Raw genomic sequence first — 22,608 nt, 5'->3', positions numbered from 1 at the left:
GGACACGCGGCATGACTTCGTTCCTGAACTCGGCGCTGTGGACGATACCGGCACTGCCCCTGGCCGGCGCGTTCGTTCTGCTGCTCCTCGGGCGTCGCAGCGACCGCTGGGGACATCTGCTCGGGTGCGCCACGGCAATCGCCTCGTTCGTCGTCGGCGCCGTTATGTTCGCCGGACTGCTCGGACTCGACGCGAGCGAGAGGCTCGCGCAGCAGACCGTGTTCACCTGGGTGCCGGTCGGCGAGCTGCAGGTCGATCTCGGACTGCGGCTCGACGCGCTGTCGATCTGCTTCGTACTGCTCATCACCGGCGTGGGCTCGCTGATCCACCTCTACTCGATCGGCTACATGGCGCACGATCCGGAACGCCGGAAGTTCTTCGCCTATCTCAACCTGTTCCTCGCGGCGATGCTGGTGCTCGTCCTCGCCGACAACTTCCTCGTCCTGTACCTCGGGTGGGAGGGCGTCGGTCTCGCCTCCTACCTGCTCATCGGCTTCTGGCAGTACAAGCCCACCGCCGCGACCGCCGCGAAGAAGGCGTTCGTCGTCAACCGCGTCGGCGACATGGGGTTGCTCATCGCTCTCATGATCATGTTCGCGACGTTCGGCAGCCTCGACTACGACACGGTCTTCGCCTCGGTCCCCGCCGCGACCGAAGGCACGGTGACGGCGATCGGCCTGTGTCTGCTCCTGGCCGCGTGCGCGAAATCCGCTCAGCTGCCGCTGCAGTCGTGGCTCGGCGACGCCATGGAGGGCCCCACCCCCGTCTCCGCACTCATCCACGCCGCGACCATGGTCACCGCCGGTGTCTACCTCGTGGTCCGCGCGAACGCGATCTTCGACGCCGCACCGTCCGCACGACTCGCGGTGGTGATCGTCGGCGCCGCGACGCTGCTCTTCGGCGCGATCATCGGCTGCGCCAAGGACGACATCAAGAAGGCTCTCGCGGCATCGACGATGAGCCAGATCGGCTATATGGTGCTCGCCGCCGGTCTCGGCCCCGCCGGGTACGCCTTCGCGATCCTGCACCTGCTCACCCACGGCTTCTTCAAGGCCGGACTGTTCCTCGGCGCCGGCTCGGTGATGCACGCGATGAACGACGAGACCGACATGCGCCGCTACGGCGGACTGCGCGCGGTCATGCCGATCACCTTCGCCACCTTCGGGCTGGGCTACCTCGCGATCATCGGCATCCCGCCGTTCGCCGGGTTCTTCTCCAAGGACAAGATCATCGAGGTGGCCTTCGCCGCCGGCGGTGTCGAAGGCCTCGTGCTCGGTGTCGTCGCGCTGCTCGGTGCGGGACTGACCGCCTTCTACATGACCCGCGTGATGATCCTGACCTTCTTCGGCGACCGGCGATGGGCGCCCGACGCCGTCCCGCACGAGTCGCCGGCCTCGATGACCTGGCCGATGATCGCTCTCGCCATGGGCTCGGTCGGTGCCGGCGGTCTGCTGGTGTTCGGTGGCTCGTTGCAGCACTGGCTCGAACCCGTCGTCGGCTACGACCATCACGAAGGTGGTTTGCCCGTCTGGCTCGTCACCACCGTCACGCTGGCGGTCGTGCTCGCCGGTGTCGCCGTCGCCTACCGGCAGTACGTGCGCGCACCGGTCCCGGCGACGGCACCCGAAGCGGTGTCGGCGCTGACCGTCGCCGCGCGTCGCGACCTCTACGGCGACGCCGTGAACGAAGCGGTGTTCATGCGTCCCGGTCAGGGTCTGGTGCGCGCCCTGGACGGCGTGGAATCCACCGGCATCGACGGCTCCGTCACCGGTGCCGCCACCGGGATCGGTGCGCTCTCGCGCGGACTGCGCCGGCTGCAGACCGGCTTCGTCCGTTCGTACGCGTTGTACATGTTCGCCGGCGCGACCGTCGTGGTCGGCGCGCTCGTCCTGATGACGCTGTGATGGGGGTGTACTGGTGACCACCGTTCCCTGGTTGACGATCCTGTGGGTGCTCCCGCTGCTCGGCGCCGCCGCGATCGCGGCCCTGCCCGCACGCCTCGGTTCCGCCACCCGGTCGATCGCCCTGACGGTGTCGATCGCCGTTCTGGTGGTCGCGGTGATCGTTGCCGTCGGATTCGACCGCGCGGGAGAGCGTTTCCAGTTCGTCGAATCGCACGACTGGATCCCCTCGTTCGGCGCCGGCTACCGGCTCGGCGTCGACGGCATCGCCCTGGTGCTGGTCCTGTTGACCGCCGCGCTCGTGCCGTTGCTCCTGGCCGCCGGATGGCACGATCACCGCGCCGCCGACGAGGACGCCGGCGCGGCCCGCCCACGCTCCGCGCACACCTATGTGGCGCTGATCCTGCTCGTCGAGTCGATGGTGCTCGTGTCGTTCACCGCCCTCGACATCCTGCTGTTCTACGTCTTCTTCGAGGCGATGCTCGTCCCGATGTACTTCCTCATCGGCGGGTTCGGTTCGCCGGGGACACCGCGTGCCGACCGGGCACGAGCCGCCGTGAAGTTCCTGCTGTACAACCTGCTCGGCGGACTGGTGATGCTCGCCGCGTTGATCGGCCTGTACGTGGTCACCGCCCGATCCGGGCTGGGGGAGACCGCGGGAGTGGGCACCTTCGACGTCCGGACCGTCACCGCCGCCGCCGTCGCCGGTGATCTCGACGCAACCCCCGCCGTGCTCGCCGCACTGTGTTTCGGTTTCCTCGTCGCCTTCGCGGTGAAGGCTCCACTGTGGCCGCTGCACGGGTGGCTACCCGACGCGGCGGTGCGGACCACGCCGGTCGCGGCGGTGCTCATGATGGCAGTGGTCGACAAAGTCGGCACCTTCGGCATGCTGCGCTACTGCCTGCAGCTCTTCCCCGACGCCTCGGTGACCTTCGCGCCGGTCGTGGTGACTCTCGCTGTCATCGGCATCGTCTACGGCGCGGTGCTCGCGATCGGTCAGACCGACGTGATGCGCCTGATCGCCTACACCTCCATCTCGCACTTCGGGTTCATCGTCCTCGGCATCTTCGCGCTGACCTCGCAGGGGCAGGCCGGCTCGACGCTGTACATGGTCAACCACGGGATCTCCACGGCCGCACTGTTCCTCATTGCCGGTTTCCTCGTCTCGCGGCGCGGAGACCGCACCATCGCCGCCTATGGCGGGGTGCAGAAGGTCGCTCCGGTCCTCGCCGGAACCTTCCTCGTCGCCGGACTGGCGACCCTGTCCCTGCCCGGGCTCGCGCCGTTCGTCAGCGAGTTCCTCGTCTTCGTCGGCACCTATCCGCGCTACCAGGTGGCTGCGGTGATCGCGACACTCGCGCTCGTGCTGTCCGCGCTCTACGTGCTGTGGCTCTACCAGCGCATGATGGGCGGACCCGTGCGCCTGCCCGGTGGGGACGACGGTGACGACGGGAACGGCGGTGCCGAACACGCCCGCAGGCTCTCCGATCTCGTGCCTCGTGAGGTCGCGGTGGTCGCGCCGCTGATCGCGTTGCTGCTCGTTCTGGGGATCTATCCGAAACCCGCGCTCGATGTCATCACCCCGGCGGTCGACGACACGCTCGTCTCGATCGACATCTCCCGGCCCGAACCGGTGGTGCCCGCCGAGCGACCCGTCGCCGAGAGCGGTGTTCCCGCGCACGGTTCCGAGGAAGGTGAAGCCGAATGAACCCCTCCGAGGGCATCGTCGTTCTAGCCGCATCAATTCCCGCCCCGGCGATCGACTACGGACTGATCGCACCGATCCTCATCGTCTTCGCCGCCGCCGTCGTCGGTGTGCTGATCGAGTCGTTCGCGCCGGCCTCGGCACGCTACCTCGCCCACGTGCTCCTGACGACGGGTGCGCTCGTGGCGGCGTTCGTCGCCGTGGTGATGCTCGCGGGAACCGGTGCGACCACCCTGTCGGGGGCGGTCGTGATCGACGGACCGGCGCTGTTCCTGCAGGGATCGGTCCTGATCGTGGCGGTGCTGTCGGTTGCGCTCGTCGCGGAACGGAGTATCGAACAGGTTCGCGCGCAATCGGTTTCCCGCGCCGCGGCCGGTGCGCATCTCGACGCATTCGCGCCCCAGGCGTCGGCGATTCCGGGTACCGCGGCCGAACGGCAGGCGCTCGCGGCGGGCGGCGCACGGACCGAGGTTTTCCCGCTCCTGCTGTTCGCGGTGGGCGGGATGCTCGTGTTCCCGGCCTCGAACGACCTGCTGACGATGTTCGTCGCGCTCGAGGTGCTGTCGCTGCCGCTGTACCTGCTGTGCGGTCTGGCGCGGCGCCGGCGGTCGCTCTCCCAGGAAGCAGCACTGAAGTACTTCCTGCTGGGCGCGTTCTCGTCGGCGTTCTTCCTGTACGGCGTGGCGATGCTCTACGGCTACGCCGGGACCGTCCACCTCGGCGGGATCGCCCTGGCCATCGACACCGGCGCGGGCAGCGAGACCACCGCGCTCGTCGGGGTGGGTCTGCTGGCCGTCGGGTTGCTCTTCAAGATCGGAGCGGTGCCCTTCCATTCGTGGACGCCGGACGTCTATCAGGGCGCGCCGACGCCCGTGACGGCGTTCATGGCCGCCGCGACGAAGATCGCCGCATTCGGCGCACTGCTGCGAGTGCTCTACGTCGCGGTTCCCGGTTCCGCCGACCAGTGGCGTCCGATCCTGTGGGCCGTCGCGATCGCGACGATGATCGTCGGTGCGGTTCTGGCGGTGACGCAGAACGACATCAAGCGCATGCTCGCGTACTCGGCGATCAGCCATACCGGATTCGTGCTCACCGGTGTCGTGGCCGGCACCGCGTCCGGGGTGTCGTCGACGTTGTTCTATCTGCTCGTCTACGGGATCGGGACGGTCGGTGTGTTCGCCGTGGTGACGCTGGTGCGCGACCCGGAAGGCGAGACGTGGGAGCTGTCGCGCTGGGCCGGTGTCGGGCGGCGCTCACCGTTGCTCGGCGGGGCGTTCGCGCTGTTCCTGCTGTCGCTGGCGGGCATTCCGCTCACCAGCGGGTTCATCGCGAAGTTCGCGGTCTTCGGTGCGGCGATCGAGGGCGGTGCGGCTCCGCTCGTGATCGTCGGTGTGCTGGTCAGTGCGGTCGCCGCCTACTTCTACGTGCGGGTGATCGTGCTGATGTTCTTCACCGACCCGACCGACGACGCCCCGCGGCTCGCGACCTCGACCGTGGCGACGAGCGCGGCGATCGCGTTCGCGGCGGTGGCGACGGTGCTGCTCGGCATCCTGCCGCAACCCGTCCTCGACCTCGCCGAACGGGCGGCGGTGTTCGTGCTCTGACCACGAGCGGGCGCGGGCAGGGAATGTCGCGACCGTCGTATCGGTTCCACCTCCCGAGGAGGCGTAATGACCGATACACGCAACGCGATTCTGGCAGGCGGATGCTTCTGGGGTATGGAGGAGCTGATCCGGAGACAGCCCGGGGTGGTGTCGACGCGGGTCGGCTACACCGGTGGGCAGAACGATCACCCTACCTACCGCAACCATCCGGGGCACGCGGAGTCCGTCGAGATCGTCTACGACCCCGCACGGACCGACTACCGGGCGCTGCTCGAGTTCTTCTTCCAGATCCACGATCCGACCACCCTGAACCGGCAGGGCAACGACGTCGGGGCGTCCTACCGTTCTGCGATCTTCTACCTCGACGACGAGCAGAAGCAGGTCGCGGTGGACACCATCGCCGACGTCGAGGCGTCGGGTCTGTGGCCCGGCACGGTGGTCACCGAGGTGACTCCCGCGAGCACCTTCTGGGAGGCCGAACCCGAGCACCAGGACTATCTCCAGCACTACCCGAACGGGTACACCTGCCACTTCCCGCGGCCGGACTGGAGGCTGCCGAACAGTCGCATCGCCGACGCGGCGAACTGAATCACGCGCACGGGTGGTTCCTTCCGCGGATCCGTATCGTGGAGGTACAGGTTGTGACGCCACTGCGGAGGAGTACTCGATGGGAATGTTCGGCAAGGCTATGAAGAGCGCCGCCGTGGTCAAGGCGATCCAGGTCGCCCGACGCGAAGCGGCCAAGCCCGAGAATCAGCGCAAGGCCAAGGAGATGCTCGCCAAGCTGCAGCAGAAGCGCCGCGGCCCGCACTGATCTGCCCCTCGCTGATCCGTTGTCCACCCGGGCAGCGGATCGGCGTGCAGGCTCACCGGTTTCGTTGTGCCGCCGGTCCCTCGGGACCGAGCCTCAGCGGTGCTGCTGCTTCACGAGGGTGAACTGCTGGACGTCGATGAGGCGACGTCGGAAGTTCGCGGCGCACCCGATGAGGTACCTGATGTATCGCTGGTAGACCTCCTCGGAGGCCATCCGCACCGCGTCGTTGCGCCGCGCCTCGAGGGCTCGCGCCCACAGGTCGAGCGTGCGAGCGTAATGAGGTTGCAGGGACTCGATGTTCTGCACCCAGAAGCTGTTGCGTTGTGCGCCGGTGATGACCAGATCCCGGTCGGGGAGCTGTCCTCCGGGGAAGATTTCCCTCATGATGAACCGCAGGAACAGTGCGTCCTCGCGGGTGACCGGCACCTTCATCGCCTCGAACTGGGCGCGGGAATGGCCCACGATGGTGTGCAGCAGCATCCTGCCGTCGTCGGGCAGGATGCGAGAGGCGCGGTCGAAGAAGGTGTCGTACCGCTGTCGGCGGAAATGCTCGAACGCTCCGATGCTGACTATGCGGTCCACCGGCTCGTCGAACCCTCCCAGCCTTGTAGACGCACTTCCGCGGTACGGCCTCCGGAGGACATGCCCGAGAGCAGACCGGACACGTGTTCGTACTGGTTGCGGCTCAACGTCAGACCGATGACGTGCACGTCGTATCGCTCCACCGCCCGCATCATCGTCGAGCCCCAACCGCAACCGATATCCAGCAGCGTCATCCCGGGCCGGAGATCGCACTTACGGAGAGCAAGATCGACTTTCGCGATCTGAGCTTCCTCGAGGTTCATGTTGTCGCATTCGAAGTAGGCGCAACTGTACGTGCGCGTGGGGTCGAGGAACAGTTCGAAGAAGTCGTCGGACAGGTCGTAGTGGGTCTGGACCTTCTCGTAGAACGGCGTCAGTTGCTGCATTCGGACCTACTCTCCGCGAGGAGTGGGACACGAGTTCCGGTGCGGGGCGTCGGTGCGTCCCGGCGATACACCGCTATCGGTCGATAGTGCTCCGGCAGAGCGCCTTCTCCCACGGGAACGGCGATTCCTGGGGCAGATGTCCGACTCGGGCACCGGCGTGCTGCCGTTATTCCGTGGTGTCAGCCCGCACGGACGGATGTCTCGTCGGCGACCGGCACGATGTCGAACGCGTCCTCCAGCTCTCCGAGGGCGGTATCGAAGTGGTCGAGCAGAGGCTGCAGCTGCGGCAGGCTGCGACTGCACGAGGTCAGGCCGAAAGCGATCGCGTCGTCGGTGCTCGTGCACGTGATGTTCAGTGCCTGACCGTCGACCGGCACGGACAGTGGATACACCGCATCCACGCGAGCGCCGTTCCAGTACAACGGATCCGGAGCTCCCGGCACGTTCGAGACGATGACGTTGAAGGGCGGTCGCGGGAGTGCACGATTGCGGGTGAGGATCCCCACCGCCAGAGGCGCGACGCCGAGTGCACTGGCCGCCAACCGGGACAGGGAGGACATCCCCTGCATGGAGGCCTTGCCCTGCGTCGTCGATGCCGACACCCGGGCCAGCCGGTCGGCCGGATCGGCGAGATCCGTACCCATATCAGCCATCAGGACACCGAGTTCGTTTCCGGCGCAATCTTTGTCGGGTCGCAGGCACATCGGGACCATGGCCACGAGCGACTTGTCGGGCAACGCCCCCTGCTCGCTCAGGAAGGCGCGCAGTGCTCCCGACGACATGGCCAGCACGACATCGTTGACGGTCGCGTCGGCCGCTCTCGACACAGCACGCAGGCGGGTCAGCGTCCACGAGCGCGCGGCAAACCGGCGCGTCCCCGAGATCGGCACGTTGATCATGGTGTTCGGCGCGGCGAGCGACAGCGATCCGCCACCGCCGCGCAGCGCCCTGTTCACGGTGCCGGCCAGCGCGGGCACGAAACCGGTGACCTCGGACGTCGCCGTCCGCACCGCCTGCATCGCGGCTTCGGGAAGATCTGGCGCGGTCCCGGACGAGTGGGAGCGGCTCGGCGCGTCGAAGAGCGACCACGGTGCCGGCATGTCGGTCTGCTCGGAGTCCGGACTCAGGGCGCGGCGCAGCAACTTCATCGCGCCCACGCCGTCGGCGAGGGCATGGTGGATCTTCGTGTAAACGGCGAGCCGGCCGTCCGCGAGACCCTCGATGACATGCATCTGCCACAACGGCCGGCTCCGGTCGAGCAGCGTGCTGTGCAGCCGGGAGACGAGATCCCACAGTTCGTCGAGCCCGCCGGGCTGCGGCAACGCGTTGCGTTGTACGTGGTAGCTCAGGTCCAATTCCGAGTCCTCTTCCCACGCCCACTGGCCGAAGGTGCCCAGGGAGCGGACCGCGCGCTTACGCCACAGCGGGGCGACCTCACCGTTCTGTGTGGCGGCGGTGAACAGTGCCCCGAGATCCGCGGCGCTCGTACTGTCCTGGGGACTCAGAAGGATCAGTCCGCCCACATGCATCGGATGATCACGGGACTCCCCGAGAAGGAACATCGAATCGGCGGGCGACATGGGTGGACGCATCAGCACGTTTCCTCCGCCCGGTACCCCGGGCAGTTCGCGACGAGGCCCCCAGCTGCCCCGTCGACATGTGCGTCAAACCATGACCCCCATCACAGATTTATGACGCGACACAACTAATACGCGACACCGGGCCATATCGCCAAGTCCGGACGCCCGATTTCCCACGAAGTGAGAATTGTTGTCCGATTTGCGAACTCCGAGGCGCTTTCGCGGTCCACATGACGCTGTCGACGACGGTTCCCCATTCAGCATCTCGGACCTCCGACATCTGCCAGTGGACGTCGAATCCTTTCAAGGATCACCCCGCGCGGCGGTTGGGGAATACCCGGACGCCGAATCGCGTAGGTCGATCCCGTGATCGGTCACTCCTCGTCCCCGCGATTGCGACGACGCCACTGCACGGCGGCCGTGAGCAATCGGATCCCGAGAGCGAGGAAGATCAGATTTGCGATCATCTGCACCGACACGACGGCTCGCGCGGTCTCGGTTACAGCGGAGATGTCCCCGAATCCCACCGTGGAGAAGACCGTCAGACAGAAGTACAGGGCATCGACGCGGGACAGTGGTTCGGTGAAGTTGTCCGGACGCGCCACGGACATGCGGAGGTAAAGGGTTGCGAAGACCACGAGATAGGCGGACACGATCGTGGTGAGTGCCTCGACGGCCTGGACCGCCGGGTACTCGGACGCGAGAATCCTGCGGATCTGCCACCAGCCGACCATCAGGACCGCAGTGCCACCACCGACGAGGGTCAGGACCTCGGACGTGCTGCGGACATGCTCGACCGGAATCACGAAGTAAACGCTGACCAGCACGAAGGCGGTGAGCGTCGGACGCGCTATCGCGGTCAGGATCAACCGTTTCCGCTCCCGTGGATCAGGTGTGCGCGGAGGATCGGCCACGGTCGTCCCCGTCCCGGAATGATGACCTTTGCCCCTACGGTATCGATCGGGCCGGGGCGACGATGGGAAGACCGAGTATCCGATCCGGCCCGGAAGGTCGACGCGGGCGGGGAGTGTGGGGAGTCGTCGATGACCGAACACGAACTGTGGGTCCGACCGATCGCGGAGGTGGGCGCCGCCGACGCGCCGACCGTCGGTGGCAAGTCCGCGAACCTCGGAGAGCTCACCCGCGCAGGCTTTCCGGTACCGCCGGCGTTCGCCGTCACCACCGCCGCCTATCTCGACGCGATGGACGCAGCCGGCATCCGATCCCGGCTGGCCGCCGAGGCCGTGCCCGACCCCGATATCGACGACGCCACCCTCATCCGTACCTCCGCGGAACTCGCCGCTCTGGTGACGGGTTCGAGCGTCCCGGCCGGGATGCGCGCGGCGATCGTCTCCGCCTACGAGAGCCTCGGTCCCGACGCGCCGGTTGCAGTGCGGTCGTCGGCTCCCGCGGAGGACGCCTCCGACACATCGTTCGCCGGGATCCACGAGTCGTACACGAACGTCATCGGTCCGGACGCGGTGATCCGCGCGGTGCAGGCGTGCTGGGCCTCGTTGTGGTCCGAACGCGCCCGCACCTACCGAGGGTTGCGCGGGGTGACCGACGAGCCGTCCATCGCGGTGGTGGTCCAGGTGATGGTGAAGTCCGAATTGTCGGGCGTGGCCTTCACGGCCGACCCGCGCACGGGCGAACTCGATCGCATCGTCATCGAGGCAGCTGTCGGTCTCGGAGAGGTCGTCGTCGGCGGGCAGGTCGAACCCGACACCTATGTCGTCGCGAAGGACGGCCTCGAGGTGCTCGACGTGCGTCTCGGTCATCAGGAGTTCCGCATCACCTCCACCGACAGCGGGGACAGTCGCGTCGCCGTCGATCCCACGCGCCGCACCCGAGTGCTCGACGACGATCAGCTCGTGCGCGTCGCGCGCCTGGCCGCCGGAGTCGAAGAGCACTACGGGCGCCCCCAGGACCTCGAGTTCGCGTTCGCGGACGACGAATTGTGGATCGTGCAGACCCGCCCGATCACCACGCTCGATCAACCGGCGGCGCCCGCCCCGTCCGGAAACGGCGAGGCACGAGCATTGCTGGCCGGTCTCGGTGCCGGCCCCGGGACGGCGACCGGCCGAGTGCGGGTGCTCCACGAACTGGTCGACGGGAAGAAGCTGAACGACGGCGAGATCATCGTGGCGCCGATGACCAGACCCGACTGGTTGCCGATTCTGCGCCGCGCCGGCGGCATCGTCACCGACGGTGGTGGTATCACCTGCCACGCGGCCATCGTCGGACGCGAACTCGGCAAGCCCGTCGTGGTCGGTGCACGTACCGCCACCAAGGATCTGAAGGCAGGGCAACTGATCACCGTCGACGGCAACGCCGGTGTGGTGTTCGACGGCGCAGTCCACACGGCGGAACGGCCCGTCGCGACGGTATCCGCGCCTGCGGCGTCGGCCGTCGCCGCCGAAACCGTTACGGCCACAGCGGTGTACGTCAATCTCGCAACTCCGGATGCCGCGGAGTCGGTCGCCGCGACCGATGTCGACGGCGTCGGTCTGCTCCGTGCCGAGTTCATGATCACCGAAGCACTCGCGGGCGAACACCCTTCGCGCATGATCGCGCAGGGACGCCGCGACGAGTACGTGGAGAAGATGGCGGGTGGCCTGGCGCGGATCGCGGCGGCATTCGCCCCGCGTCCGGTCGTATACCGTGCGATCGACTTGCGCAGCAACGAATTCGCCGATCTCGAGGGTGGGGAGGTCGAACCCCACGAAGAGAACCCGATGATCGGTTACCGCGGGTGCTTCCGGTACATTCGGGATCCGGAACTGTTCTCCTTGGATCTCGATGTGCTGCACCGGGTTCGGCGCACACACCCGAATGTGCATCTGATGATCCCGTTCGTGCGCACCCGCTGGGAGCTGCGGGACTGCCTCGCCCAACTCGACCGGCATCCGCTCGGTTCCGACCAGCGCATGCAGCGCTGGATCATGGCCGAGGTCCCGTCGGTCGTCTACTGGTTGCCGGAATACGCGAAGCTCGGCATCCACGGCGTGTCCATCGGAACCAACGACCTCACGCAGTTGATGCTCGGCGTGGACCGGGACTCGGAGGTGTGCAAGGACCTGTTCGACACCCTCGACCCCGCGGTGCTCGACGCGATCGACCACATCATCGAACGGGCCTCGGCCGCGGGACTGACGACGTCGTTGTGCGGTCAGGCCGTGTCGACGAGCACCGACCTCGCCGAGCATCTCGTGCGGCGCGGCATCACCTCCGTGTCGGTCGCGCCCGACGCCGCGGCGCAGACGAGACGGACGGTGGCGCGAGCGGAACAACGCATCCTGCTCGACCGCGCCCGGCGCGCCGGGGCATGACCGGCGGGGAACCGTCCTTCGTCAGGGGCGCCGCGCACTACGGGACGACCATCACGGGCCAGGTCACCGTGTGCAGCAGCGCCCATGTGGTGGATCCCAGCATCAGGTTCGGGAACCCGCCTCGACCACGACGGCCGAGAACGAGCAACTGCGCATCGGCAGCGTGCGATGCCAGATAGTGGGAGGGCTGGTCCAGCACCACCACCGGGTGCACCCGCACGTCGGGGAACTCCTCGCCGTGCCCGGCGAGACTCTCGGACAACAGTGCCCGCTCCTTGTTCTCCACGCTGTCCCACTCGATCCGGAATCGGAACGGACCGCGCACATCGAGGTCGGACCACGCGTGGGCTGCCACCACGTCGGTGCCGCGCAGCGAGGCCTCCTCGAACGCGGCGGACACCGCGCACACTGTGCTCCGAACCGTCGACGCCGACGACCACCGGACGCGTGACCACCGCTCGGCTGACCGAACCGAATCGCTCCCAGCCGAACCGGTTGTCCCCGGCCCCGACCACGACCATCGACGCCGACTTCGATCGGTCCACCAGTTCGAGCGACGGAGAATCGGTGCACAGGTGGGTCTCGATGTCGAGCTCATCCTCGGGCACCGCGCGGCGCGCGTATTCGGCGGCATCGAGGAGCATGTCGCGTCCCTCGGATCCCTCCTGCTCGAAGAATCCGGCGGGCATGCCGATCGGGACACCGAACGTGTTGCGGACCGACACGATGGTGACCAGCGACAACGGGAGCCGGCACCGTTCCGCCTCGCGAGCTGCCCAGACCACGGCCTGCAGGGACGCTCTCGATCCGTCCACTCCGGCGACGATGGGGTGGTGTGCTGTCATCACGATCACCTCGGTGCCTGTCCGAGCTGCGGGCACGGCCGTTTCGGGCCCTGCTTTTTCCGGGATCCTGCGGTTTCGGGACCCTGCCAGCACACGCTCGGACCGGTCGGTCGCACAAGAGTCGACGGTCCCGACCTGCCCGCAGGAAGTGACCGAAGACCCTCACGTGCCGTGCACGCCGCTTCTCACACTGGAGACTGCATCCGGCGCAATCACCCACTGCCGAAAGGCCCCGCCATGTCCGTCCTGATCGGCTACGCGACCGCTCGAGGGTCGACGCGGGGAATCGCCGAACGCATCGCTGCGGGACTGGAAAGCCGCGGTGCCGTGGAACTGCGCGCGCTCGGCGATGTCGCGTCGGTACGAACGTACGAGGCGCTGATCGTCGGAAGTGCGATCCACAACGGGCAGTGGCTCCCCGAGGCTTCGGATGCGATCTATCGGCTGGGCACCGAATCGGAAGGGCGACCGGTGTGGGCGTTCTCCGTCTCGTCGATCGGAGCGACCAGCACGATTCTCTCGCCCCGGGTGGCGGCATATCTGCGACGGGTCACGCCGGAACCTCGGGCGGTGCAGAACCTCCGTTCGATCACCGATGTGCGTGATCACCGTTTCTTCGCCGGTGCCATCGCTTCGGGCGACTGGGCCGGAATCGGGCGGATCGTCTTCCGGCTGATGGGCGGACACTACGGCGATGCCCGGGACTGGGTCGACGTCGACGCGTGGACGGAGAGGATCCGGGAAGGCCTCATCGATATACCGCGTGATCAGGGCTGACCGGTGCCGGTCGGGCCGGCCGGGGGAGTGACGGAGACCTAGCCATTTCACCAGCCACAGCCACCGCGACAACGGTTCGTCGAGATCGCCGCGCAGATGCACCGGATAGGGCACCGCCGCCGGGTGCGAAGGTGCGGTGACCGGAGTGGCGCCGGTAGCGGGAGCGGACACCGGACCGGGCGGCGGAGGCCCGTGCCGACCGAGTCCGACCGCGCCGGCGAGCAGCAGAGGGACACCGACGGCGAGAAGAACCAGACCGAGGATCAGCAGGGCGAGCACGGCCGGTCCGAGCAGGTCGATGTGGATCCCGGCGCGCACGTCCACGCCGATCCCTGCGGATGCGTCGGCGTTCATCACCACCACGGTCCATGTGCCGTCGCGCAGATCCCATTCCACTTGCTGGGTGCCGGTCCCGTCCGCCGATGCGACCCAGAACTGTTGCGCGTAAGGAGCAGCCGGGGTGTCGCCCCCGGGAACGTCACGGTAGGTGACCTCGAACGGCTCGAACCGCAGATCGGTCACGACGGTGTGGGCGACCCCTGAGAGATAGGCCTCGACCTCCCCGACGGGATCCCGACGAACACCGCCGATGCGGGATCGAGTGCGGTGGCCTGCACCAGAAGCCGGCCGATGTCCTCACTGCGCAGACCCGTGGGGCTCTGATCGTCGGTGACGAGGTCGAGACGTTCGGAGACCAACGCGTGCGTCTGCGTCCGGAGGGTCCCCTCGGGACCGGTGATGAAACCGTCGGCGCGCTGGACGACGAAGAACCACCCCAGAATGAGCGCTCCGACCGCGGCAGCGCCTCCGAGGAGCACGAGGAGAATACCGACGACCAGCATGACCACTTTGCCGACGTTCATCGATCCGTCCTCCGCGCACCGTGACGATCACCGAGTCGCTACGGGAGGGTGTTCGTAGAACGATTGTGGCAGCTCGATCGGTCTTTCTCGGCGTCGATCGAGCATTACGGGGTATCGAGAACTTCCTCGGCCGATCGAGCGATCAGCGAAGGCCGAAGGACGGACTCTCCTCGCGCCGCCGCGCGACGATGTCGTCGAACGCGTCGATCAGCCCCTCGGGATACCAGCGGGGATTCGTGTCGGCGGTGGTGGCGACGAGCAGCAACTGGTGTTCGCGTGCGTCCACGGCTACCCGGGCGAGCCGGGTGCGCCCCTCGTCGTCGAGCGCCGCGACCGTCGCGGCGAGATCGGCGACGAGCAACACGCGCGGGGGGTCGACGACCGGCGAATCGAGTTCGGCGACCACGTCGGTGATCTGATCGGTGGTGGTGGCCCAGCAACACGGCCCCGTGGGGAGCGAGGCGGAGCCACCGAGCCAGCGATGACGACGGTGCGGATCGATGACCACCAGGTCGTGGGTGCCGCCGGTCAGTGTCGTCATCGCGATCAGGTCGAGCGACACGCTGGGCGACGAGCGGCGCTCGTCGCGTCGGATCAGCAGGTGCCGTCCGGCGGACAGATCCCACGAGACAGGCGTGCCGTCGTTGTCGCGCCCGAACGGGATCGTCGTCCGGCACGCGATCACCCGGGAGCCCGGTCCGCGAGCGGGGCGCACCGGGACAGACGATCGACACGGTCGACGAGTGGGCGGAGTGGCGGGCATCGACATGGTGGATCCGTTTCGTGTCGCTGGTTCCGGAGCGATCCTCGGACGACCGAACTGTAGAGGCGGGCACCGACAGGAACGGCCGCGTGCAGGTCGCGGCCGTCACTGCTCGTCCGCTTCGGGTAACCGCCCGATTGCGACAGCCCTCGCCGTAGCCGCCCTCACCGCCCTCGGCGGTCACATCGCCTCCGCAGCGCCCGTGCCGATCTTGGACGACACCGGCGCGATCGCTGCTCCGAGCAGTACCCAGATCTCGTTCGCGCACACCCCGACCGGTCTGCGCGCCGGCACTGCGAACGAGCACGAGTCCCGCGCCGACGTGTCGATCGTCAAGATGTATCCGGCCGAGTACGTTCTCACCTACGTCGATCCTGCGGATCACGCCGACGCGACGGAGATGATCCGGTCGTCGAACGACGCGATCGCGGACCGCCTGCACGCGGAATACCCCCAGGCGATCTCGTCGACCGCGGCGGAGTTCGGGCTCACCGACACCCACGTGCCCGGCTACTGGGGTGTGGGCACCACGTCGACGCACGACATGGTCGCCTATCGCGAGACGAAGAAGCGCACTGATCCCGGTTCGCCGGTGCTCGCCGCGATGGCCACGGCCTACGACACCGCGGTCGACGGATATCCGCAGGACTACGGCACGGCGCTGATCGCCGGAGTGATCGGCACGAAGCGGGGTTGGAGCGACGACCGCTCGTTCCACGCCTCCGCCTCGTTCGGTCCCGATTTCTCGGTCGCGGCGTCGACTTACGGATCGGCAGGGACGCTCTCGGAGCACGTCCTCGGCGCGTTCACTGAAAGGGTCCCACCCGGACCGGAGACCGGTCCTTCTCTGCAGGATTGCCCGCCGCTGTGCCGGCTCGCCGGCGATCCGCTTCTCGGGCCGCCCGCGCAGGATCTCCTCGACGGGTTGCCGCCGGTCGTCACCGATCCGACCTGCGGCCGACCTCGGCAGGGGTCAGATGCGGCGCATAACGGACACGACCGTGCCCAGCACGATTGCCTCGTCACCGTCGAGGACGGGGTACGCGGAGTTCCGGGGTTCGAGGTGGACGTGGCCGCCTCGGCGCCGGTACACCTTGACCGTCGCCTCGCCGTCGATCATCGCCGCGACGATCTGACCGGAGTGGGCCTCGTGCTGCCGCCGAACCACCACTGTGTCGCCGTCGCAGATCGCCGCGTCGACCATCGAGTCGCCTCGCACGCGAAGCGCGAAGACCGTGCCGGAGCCGACCAGATCGCGGGGGAGGGTGAGCAGGTCGTCGGTGTGCTCCTCGGCGAGAATCGGTGCGCCCGCGGCGATGTCGCCGACGACCGGCACGGTCACGGTGTCGTCGGATGCGCGTTCACCGCCGGACGAGCCGAGGAAGGGGCGCACGTCGAGCTGGCGCGCCACAGCGGTGCCGCGGCGGAGGAAACCCTTGTCCGCGAGGCTCTTCAGATGCTTCGAGACCGTCGACGTCGACCGCAGACCCACCGAATCGGCGATCTGCCGGGTGCTCGGCGACGATCCCTGCGCAACGATCCAGTCGCGGATCGCGGCCAGGATCTGCTGCTGGCGCAGCGGCAGGGACGCGGGGTCGAGGCCCCCGAACATGTCGAACTCGTCGTAACCGGTCACCCGGAGAATCGTAGCTACGCGGTCTCCGCCAGGTCCGGGGGAGTACCTGCGGAGGAGCTCTGCCCGTTCTGCAGCTGTTCCATGGCCCGTCGCTCCCGCAGCGCCCGGATGAGCTGCCGCTCCTGCAACTCCGCCGGATCGGCGGACAGGCCGGGAATCGAGAATCCGACCAGGGCACCTGCCAGCAGCGCGAGCGCCACCCGCGCCGAATCGCCCTCCCGGATGCCCAGGACGAGTTCCACGAACACGAGCGCTCCGACGGCGACGAACACCACTGCGATCAGGGCCGGGATCCGGCGGATCCTGGGCTTCGGACGCGATCCCGGCGCCAACGGCATCGACTGGGCCGCGAGCTGCCACAACCGGGCATCGACGCTCTCCCGCAGGGGGCGCTTCCGGAACTCGTCGCCGAGTCCGTTGTAGATGGCCAGATCGGCTGCGATCCGGGTCCGGAGGTTTCGACGGGACAGCTCGCGCGACAGACGTGCGGCCGCCCACGACACCACCCCGGTGACGAGTGCAACGACGACGGGAACCCAGATACTCACGCCGGAACATTACGACAGCGGAGCCGGAATCGGCGGGATGCGGAAGGCGTGCTCCGGCCGTGTGGCGCGAACCGAAAAGTGGTGCCCCCGGTGAGACTCGAACTCACACTGGACGGGTTTTGAATCCGTTTCCTCTGCCAATTGGGATACGGGGGCGTTGCGGACACCACTGTAGAGGATCGGGCGAAGCGGGCGCGCACCGGTACCCTTCTTACGTTCCACCCTGCACCGGGGACCGCCAGTACCGAGGGGAAGGCCCGACCATGACCTCCGCGCCGCACGACAGCACACCAACTCCTCGTCGGGTCGTCGTAGCGGAAGACGAGGCCCTGATCAGGCTCGATCTCGTCGAAATGCTGCGCGAGGAGGGCTACGAGGTGGTCGGTGAGGCCGGCGACGGACAGCGTGCCGTCGAACTCGCCGAGGAACTCCGGCCCGACCTGGTGATCATGGACGTCAAGATGCCGCGCCGCGACGGCATCGACGCCGCCTCGGAGATCGCACAGCGGCGCATCGCCCCTGTGGTCATTCTCACAGCCTTCAGTCAGCGCGAGCTCGTCGAACGCGCCCGCGACGCAGGCGCCATGGCGTATCTCGTCAAGCCGTTCTCGAAGAGCGATCTCGTGCCCGCCATCGAGGTGGCCGTCAGCCGCTTCTCCGAGCTGCGCGAGCTCGAGCGCGAGGTGCAAGGGCTCAACGAGCGATTCGAGACCCGCAAGCTCGTCGACCGGGCCAAGGGACTGCTCATGGAGAAGCATGCGATGACCGAACCGGAGGCGTTCCGCTGGATCCAGCGCGCCGCGATGGACCGCCGCACCACCATGAAGCAGGTCGCGGTGGTCGTCCTCGAGACCCTCGGAAGCGACACCGCCGGCTAGCCGCGCGAACCGGTTTCGAGTGCTCACGGCGCCCGACGCGTTACCGCCACATCAAATCTCCGCCCCGCAGATAACGGTCGTATCACAAGGATTTCGGCCGGGTTCGCGGGGTGCTTCCGACCGCTATGTTTCGACCACATCCGGAATCCGCCGGATGCGGTGTCAGGCGTTCGAAGGAGAGTTGAATGGCAAGACGGACTCTGGTCCGCGCCGTAGCGGTACTCGGTGCTGCGACGCTCGCCCTCACCGGGTGTGGTTCGGACAGCGACGATTCGGCATCCGGTACGTCGGCCGGTGACGAGGGGTCGGCGGCCGCGACGACCGTCGAGACCGACTGCGAACCACAGCAGGCCACAGCAGGGGCGACTCCCGCCACGGGACCGCTGAAGATCGGCACGATTCTCCCCGAGACCGGCAGTCTCGCCTTCCTCGGACCGCCCGAGGTCGCTGCCGTCCGGCTCGCCGTCGACGACATCAACGCCGCGGGCGGTGTTCTCGACCAGCCGGTCGAACTGTTCCCGGGCGATTCCGGGGACACGACGACCGACACCGCGAACACCACCGTCGACCGGCATCTCGCCAACGGCACCCAGGTGATCGTCGGCGCCGCCTCGTCGTCGGTCTCGCTCAAGGTGATCGACAAGATCGTCAGTGCCGGCGTGGTGCAGTTCTCGCCGGCGAACACCTCCGACCAGTTCGTCTGCTACGCCGACCGCGGGTTGTACTTCCGCACCGCCCCGACCGACGTGCTCCAGGCGCAGGCGCTCGCGCAGCTGATCGCCGAGGACGGGGCGCAGCGCGTGTCGATCCTGGCGCTGAACGATCCGTACGGCACCGGCCTCGCCGAGAACACCGTGACCAATCTCGTCGACGCCGGTATCCCGGAGGACCAGATCCAGAAGATCATCTACGATCCCAACGCGCAGTCGTTCAACGCGGAGGTCGACCAGGTGGCCAACTTCGCACCGGATGCTGTGGCACTCATCGGCTTCGAGGAGTCGGCGAAGATCATCACCCGCATGCACGAGGTGGGCATCGGCCCGTCCGACGGCATGGCGGTCTTCGGTGTCGACGGCAACATGGGGAACGCGCTGGGCGAGAACGTCGCCGAAGGACTGCTCGACGGCATGGCCGGCACCACGCCGCTGACCGACACCGGCGAGGAGTTCCAGCAGCGACTGCTCGGCGTCGATCCGGGTCTGATCGACTTCAACTACGCCGGAGAGTCCTACGACGCCGTGATCGTCTCGGCGCTGGCCGCGGAACAGGCAGGGTCGACCGCCGGGGTGGACATCGCCGCGAACATCAACTCGGTGACCCGCGACGGGGAGAAGTGCACCAGCTACCAGCAGTGCCTCGACCTGCTCCGTGCGGATCAGGACATCGACTACGACGGTGCCACCGGTGAACTCACCTTCGTGGATGCGGGCGAACCCGGCGTGGGCTCGTACGGCCGACTCGTGTTCGGTCCCGACAACACCCTGACCACCGAGGACTACATCGTGGTGGGTGAGTGACCCGCCGGTCGTGAGCGAAGGGGTGATCGCCGGTAGGCGGTCACCCCTTCCGCTTCTCCCGGCTGCCGGCGAGAGTGCCGAGATACAGTTCGACGACCTTCGGGTCGTGCATGAGATTGCTGCCGGTGTCGGTGTACGCGTTGCGGCCCTGGTCGAGAACGTATCCGCGATCGCAGATCTGCAGGCAGCGACGCGCGTTCTGCTCGACCATGATGATCGACACCCCCGCCGCGTTGATCTTCTTGCAGCGGATGAAGACCTCGTCCTGGAACATCGGCGACAGTCCCGCCGACGGCTCGTCGAGGAGCAGCACCGACGGCTCCATCATCAGCGCGCGGCCCATCGCGACCATCTGCCGCTCACCACCGGAGAGCGCTCCCGCCTTGACCTTCCGGCGCTCGGACAGCAACGGGAACAACGACGCCACCCGCTCGAACTGCTTCTCGAAGTCCTTCGGACGCAGATAGATCCCCATCTCGAGGTTCTCCTCGATGGTCAGTGAGGGAAACACGTTCTGCGTCTGCGGCACGTAGCCGATCCCCTTGCGCACCAGGATGTGTGCGGGCGCCGAGGTGATCTCGTCCCCGCCGAGCGTGACGGTGCCGCTGCGGATGGGGATGAGGCCGAACAACGCCTTGAGCAGGGTCGACTTGCCGGCTCCGTTCGGGCCGATGATGCCCACGATCTCACCGTCGCGCAGGTAGAAGTTGCAACCGCGCAGAATGTCGACCCCGGGGAAGTAACCGGCCACGAGATCGTCGGCGCGCAGGAGAGCTCCGGTCGCCAGGCGGGCATGTTCCTCCGGGGTCGCGGCACGTTCCGCTGGCGTCGTCCCGGTGAGTGCAGGAGTGATGTTGTCGCTCACGGCTTCTCCAGGGTCGTGGCCGTCGCGTCGGTCGACGCCGAATCGGGATCGGACAGGTCGCCTCCGGCCTCGAGGGTCTGCGCTTCCGCGTCAGCGAGGGCGTCGGCGAGTTCGGCGGTCGCGCCCACGGGATTGCCCTCGTCGTCGAATTCGAGTGCCTGGTCGTGGTGACTGCCGAGATAGGCGTCGACCACGGCCGGATCGGACGACAGGGCGTCCGGCGGTGCCTCCGCGATCACCGAACCCTGCGCCATCACCACGACCCAGTCGGAGATGTCGCGGATGACGTCCATGTCGTGCTCGACGAATACCACGGTCGTCCCGTCGTCGCGCAGGGTCTTGATGTGTCCCAGCAGATTCTGCGTGAGCGCCGGATTGACGCCGGCCATCGGCTCGTCGAGCATGACGACGGTCGGTTCGGTCATCAGCGCACGGGCCATCTCGAGCAGTTTGCGTTGACCGCCGGACAGTGAACCGGCGAAGTCGTCGGCCTTCGCGGCCAGACCGAAACGGTCGAGCAGTTCGTATGCGCGCGCGGTGATCTCGCGTTCCTGGCGGTGCCACGTCCACGGTAGCAGTGCACCGGCCATGCGCTCGCCGGTCTGGTGCCGGGCGCCGAGGCGGACGTTGTCGAGGACCGTCATCTTCGACAGCGCCTTGGTGAGCTGGAAGGTGCGCACGATCCCGCGCCGCGCCACCTGATGGGGATGGAGCCGGCCGAGCGGGGCGCCGTCCATCGCCCAGGTGCCGGTGTCGGGCCGGTCGAAGCCCGTGAGGAGATTGAACAGGGTGGTCTTGCCGGCGCCGTTCGGGCCGATCAGGCCGGTGATGCACGAGCGCTGGATCTCGAGGTGGGCCACGTCCACGGCCTTGAGCCCTCCGAATGTGCGGCACAGATCGTCGACGACGAGGATCGGGTCGGGTTTGGCGGCGCCGGGGGCGCGGTCGACGCCGGCGAACAGTGCGGCGCGTTCGTCCGCGCCGAGGACCGTGCGCGGTGGTGTCGGGTCGGGTCGGATCGTGTCAGGCATCGAGTTGCACCTTCCGCTTGCTTCCCAGGATGCCTTGTGGCCTGAAGACCATCATCACCGCGATGAGGATGCCGAGCAGCACGTACCGCATCGCGCCGACCTGTTGTTCGGTGAGCGGGAGCAGCGGGTCGGGTCCGGCGATCGCCTGACGCAGGAAGGCATCCGGGAGGGTGAGCAGGAACCAGAACACCATGGCGCCGAGCACCGGTCCGAAGACCGTTCCCGCACCCCCGAGGATCAGCGCGCCGAACGCGAAGAAGGTCTGCGCGGTCGAGTAGAAGTCGGGGTTGATCGACTTGGTCTGCAGAGCGTTGAAGACGCCGCCGAGACCGCCGATCATGCCGCCGAGTACCAGGGCCTGCATCTTGTAGGCGAAGACGTTCTTGCCGAGCGCGCGGGCAGCGTCCTCGTCCTCACGCACCGCCTCGAGGACCCGCCCCCACGGACTGTGGGAGAGGAGGTAGACCAGCCCGCACAGCAACAGCACGAGGGTCCAGCCGACGACCATCGCCCACAGGTCGTCGCCGTAGAACCGCATACCGAGCAGGTTGTACTGGCGACTCGAATCGAACGGGCTCAGGGACGTGAACGGGTCGGCGAAACCCCACAGGCCGCGGGTCGATCCGGTCACCGAGTCGGACGCGGTCGAGCGGAACATCAGCCGCAGGATCTCCGCCGCGGCGATCGTCGCGATGGCGAGATAGTCGGCCCGCAACCGCAGGGTGGGGATGCCGAGGACGAGCGCGAGCAGACCTGCCAGTGCGAGGCCGACGAGGATGCCCACCCACAACGGCTGGTCGTAGGTGACGGTCATGATGCCCACGCCGTAACCGCCCAGGAGGGCGAAACCGATCTGCCCGAAGTTCAGCAGCCCTGCATAGCCGTAGTGCAGGTTCAGGCCGATCGCGAGCAGTGCGTAGAAGATCGCCGACGGACCGATGAGCTGGGCGAAGGAAACCTGGAGTACCGACACGATATCCATGG

20 protein-coding genes, 1 tRNA gene and 2 pseudogenes are annotated in these 22,608 nt (G+C 67.6%); 10 read left to right on the top strand and 13 right to left on the bottom strand.

Annotated elements, in window-relative coordinates; translation table 11 throughout:
- The first annotated feature begins 11 nt into the window (after window positions 1–11).
- The 5 genes from nuoL to ACQR3U_RS10850 all read left to right on the top strand — a co-directional run bounded on the left by nuoL (window position 12) and on the right by ACQR3U_RS10850 (window position 6,024).
- Entirely contained in the window at window positions 12–1,904 is a 1,893-nt protein-coding gene (nuoL, locus tag ACQR3U_RS10870) for an NADH-quinone oxidoreductase subunit L (protein WP_006554034.1), read from the top strand.
- Window positions 1,905–1,917: 13 nt separating this feature from the next.
- Window positions 1,918–3,609: an NADH-quinone oxidoreductase subunit M gene (locus ACQR3U_RS10865; protein WP_006554033.1), complete on the top strand. Its 1,692-nt coding sequence runs from the start codon at window positions 1,918–1,920 to the stop codon at window positions 3,607–3,609.
- A complete protein-coding gene (gene nuoN / locus ACQR3U_RS10860) occupies window positions 3,606–5,210 on the top strand; it encodes an NADH-quinone oxidoreductase subunit NuoN (RefSeq protein ID WP_230810516.1) in 1,605 nt (534 codons plus the stop codon). Before ACQR3U_RS10865 ends, nuoN begins: the two co-directional genes overlap by 4 nt.
- Window positions 5,211–5,276: 66 nt before the next feature.
- Window positions 5,277–5,798, top strand: a complete 522-nt coding sequence (gene msrA, locus ACQR3U_RS10855; protein ID WP_006554031.1) for a peptide-methionine (S)-S-oxide reductase MsrA — start codon at window positions 5,277–5,279, stop codon at window positions 5,796–5,798.
- 85 nt (window positions 5,799–5,883) lie between these two features.
- Window positions 5,884–6,024: a hypothetical protein gene (locus ACQR3U_RS10850; RefSeq protein ID WP_255026307.1), complete on the top strand. Its 141-nt coding sequence runs from the start codon at window positions 5,884–5,886 to the stop codon at window positions 6,022–6,024.
- Between the two features lie 93 nt (window positions 6,025–6,117).
- On the opposite strand, the pseudogene ACQR3U_RS10845 reads toward ACQR3U_RS10850, so the two are convergent.
- The 3 genes and pseudogenes from ACQR3U_RS10845 to ACQR3U_RS10835 all read right to left on the bottom strand — a co-directional run bounded on the left by ACQR3U_RS10845 (window position 6,118) and on the right by ACQR3U_RS10835 (window position 9,441).
- Window positions 6,118–6,992, bottom strand: a pseudogene (locus ACQR3U_RS10845) (cyclopropane mycolic acid synthase family methyltransferase).
- 179 nt (window positions 6,993–7,171) lie between these two features.
- Entirely contained in the window at window positions 7,172–8,584 is a 1,413-nt protein-coding gene (locus tag ACQR3U_RS10840; RefSeq protein WP_230810517.1) for a WS/DGAT/MGAT family O-acyltransferase, read from the bottom strand.
- 362 nt (window positions 8,585–8,946) lie between these two features.
- Window positions 8,947–9,441, bottom strand: coding sequence for a potassium channel family protein (locus tag ACQR3U_RS10835; RefSeq protein WP_269065641.1), 495 nt, complete (start codon window positions 9,439–9,441; stop codon window positions 8,947–8,949).
- Between the two features lie 174 nt (window positions 9,442–9,615).
- Between ACQR3U_RS10835 and ppsA the strand changes: the two genes are divergently transcribed.
- Window positions 9,616–11,901 carry a phosphoenolpyruvate synthase gene (gene ppsA / locus ACQR3U_RS10830; RefSeq protein WP_230810519.1) on the top strand — a complete coding sequence of 762 codons (2,286 nt, stop codon included), beginning with the start codon at window positions 9,616–9,618 and terminating at the stop codon, window positions 11,899–11,901.
- 37 nt (window positions 11,902–11,938) lie between these two features.
- On the opposite strand, the pseudogene ACQR3U_RS10825 reads toward ppsA, so the two are convergent.
- Window positions 11,939–12,746 (bottom strand): annotated as a pseudogene (locus ACQR3U_RS10825) (universal stress protein).
- Window positions 12,747–12,983: 237 nt separating this feature from the next.
- On the opposite strand from ACQR3U_RS10825, the gene ACQR3U_RS10820 reads away from it, so the two are divergent.
- A complete protein-coding gene (locus ACQR3U_RS10820; protein ID WP_006554024.1) occupies window positions 12,984–13,523 on the top strand; it encodes a flavodoxin domain-containing protein in 540 nt (179 codons plus the stop codon).
- A gap of 192 nt (window positions 13,524–13,715) precedes the next feature.
- On the top strand, window positions 13,716–14,066 hold the full coding sequence (locus tag ACQR3U_RS10815) for a hypothetical protein (protein WP_051121666.1): 351 nt from the start codon (window positions 13,716–13,718) through the stop codon (window positions 14,064–14,066).
- On the opposite strand, the gene ACQR3U_RS10810 is transcribed toward ACQR3U_RS10815, so the two are convergent.
- The 6 genes from ACQR3U_RS10810 to ACQR3U_RS10785 form a co-directional block, all read right to left on the bottom strand.
- Complete coding sequence (locus ACQR3U_RS10810) at window positions 14,042–14,386, bottom strand: hypothetical protein (RefSeq protein ID WP_006554023.1); 345 nt, start codon at window positions 14,384–14,386, stop codon at window positions 14,042–14,044. The two genes, ACQR3U_RS10815 and ACQR3U_RS10810, sit on opposite strands and share 25 nt — an antisense overlap.
- Window positions 14,387–14,528: 142 nt before the next feature.
- Entirely contained in the window at window positions 14,529–15,101 is a 573-nt protein-coding gene (locus ACQR3U_RS10805) for a hypothetical protein (RefSeq protein ID WP_006554022.1), read from the bottom strand.
- Window positions 15,102–15,329: 228 nt separating this feature from the next.
- Window positions 15,330–15,512, bottom strand: coding sequence for a hypothetical protein (locus tag ACQR3U_RS10800; RefSeq protein WP_019289678.1), 183 nt, complete (start codon window positions 15,510–15,512; stop codon window positions 15,330–15,332).
- Window positions 15,513–16,122: 610 nt separating this feature from the next.
- Entirely contained in the window at window positions 16,123–16,785 is a 663-nt protein-coding gene (gene lexA, locus ACQR3U_RS10795; RefSeq protein WP_230810520.1) for a transcriptional repressor LexA, read from the bottom strand.
- Window positions 16,786–16,799: 14 nt separating this feature from the next.
- Entirely contained in the window at window positions 16,800–17,333 is a 534-nt protein-coding gene (locus tag ACQR3U_RS10790; RefSeq protein WP_230810521.1) for a hypothetical protein, read from the bottom strand.
- Between the two features lie 79 nt (window positions 17,334–17,412).
- Window positions 17,413–17,489 (bottom strand) — tRNA-Leu (locus ACQR3U_RS10785).
- Between the two features lie 107 nt (window positions 17,490–17,596).
- On the opposite strand from ACQR3U_RS10785, the gene ACQR3U_RS10780 reads away from it, so the two are divergent.
- Together ACQR3U_RS10780 and ACQR3U_RS10775 are read left to right on the top strand one after the other, a co-directional pair.
- Window positions 17,597–18,211, top strand: a complete 615-nt coding sequence (locus ACQR3U_RS10780; protein WP_006554018.1) for an ANTAR domain-containing response regulator — start codon at window positions 17,597–17,599, stop codon at window positions 18,209–18,211.
- A 185-nt stretch (window positions 18,212–18,396) separates the two neighbouring features.
- Window positions 18,397–19,728 (top strand): ABC transporter substrate-binding protein, encoded by a 1,332-nt coding sequence (locus ACQR3U_RS10775; RefSeq protein WP_019289674.1) that lies wholly within the window; start codon window positions 18,397–18,399, stop codon window positions 19,726–19,728.
- A 40-nt stretch (window positions 19,729–19,768) separates the two neighbouring features.
- Here the strand turns inward: ACQR3U_RS10775 and ACQR3U_RS10770 are convergent, their stop codons facing one another.
- The 3 genes from ACQR3U_RS10770 to ACQR3U_RS10760 are packed head-to-tail and all read right to left on the bottom strand — an operon-like array spanning window position 19,769 to window position 22,606.
- Window positions 19,769–20,593: an ABC transporter ATP-binding protein gene (locus tag ACQR3U_RS10770; protein WP_006554016.1), complete on the bottom strand. Its 825-nt coding sequence runs from the start codon at window positions 20,591–20,593 to the stop codon at window positions 19,769–19,771.
- On the bottom strand, window positions 20,590–21,624 hold the full coding sequence (locus ACQR3U_RS10765; RefSeq protein WP_230810522.1) for an ABC transporter ATP-binding protein: 1,035 nt from the start codon (window positions 21,622–21,624) through the stop codon (window positions 20,590–20,592). Before ACQR3U_RS10765 ends, ACQR3U_RS10770 begins: the two co-directional genes overlap by 4 nt.
- Window positions 21,617–22,606 carry a branched-chain amino acid ABC transporter permease gene (locus ACQR3U_RS10760; RefSeq protein WP_006554014.1) on the bottom strand — a complete coding sequence of 330 codons (990 nt, stop codon included), beginning with the start codon at window positions 22,604–22,606 and terminating at the stop codon, window positions 21,617–21,619. Before ACQR3U_RS10760 ends, ACQR3U_RS10765 begins: the two co-directional genes overlap by 8 nt.
- Window positions 22,607–22,608 lie beyond the last annotated feature (2 nt).

Origin of the sequence: Rhodococcus sp. IEGM1339 (genome assembly GCF_050321925.1) — a bacterium.
GTDB lineage: Bacteria > Actinomycetota > Actinomycetes > Mycobacteriales > Mycobacteriaceae > Rhodococcus > Rhodococcus pyridinivorans.
This window is presented reverse-complemented; position numbering and strand designations above follow the sequence as displayed.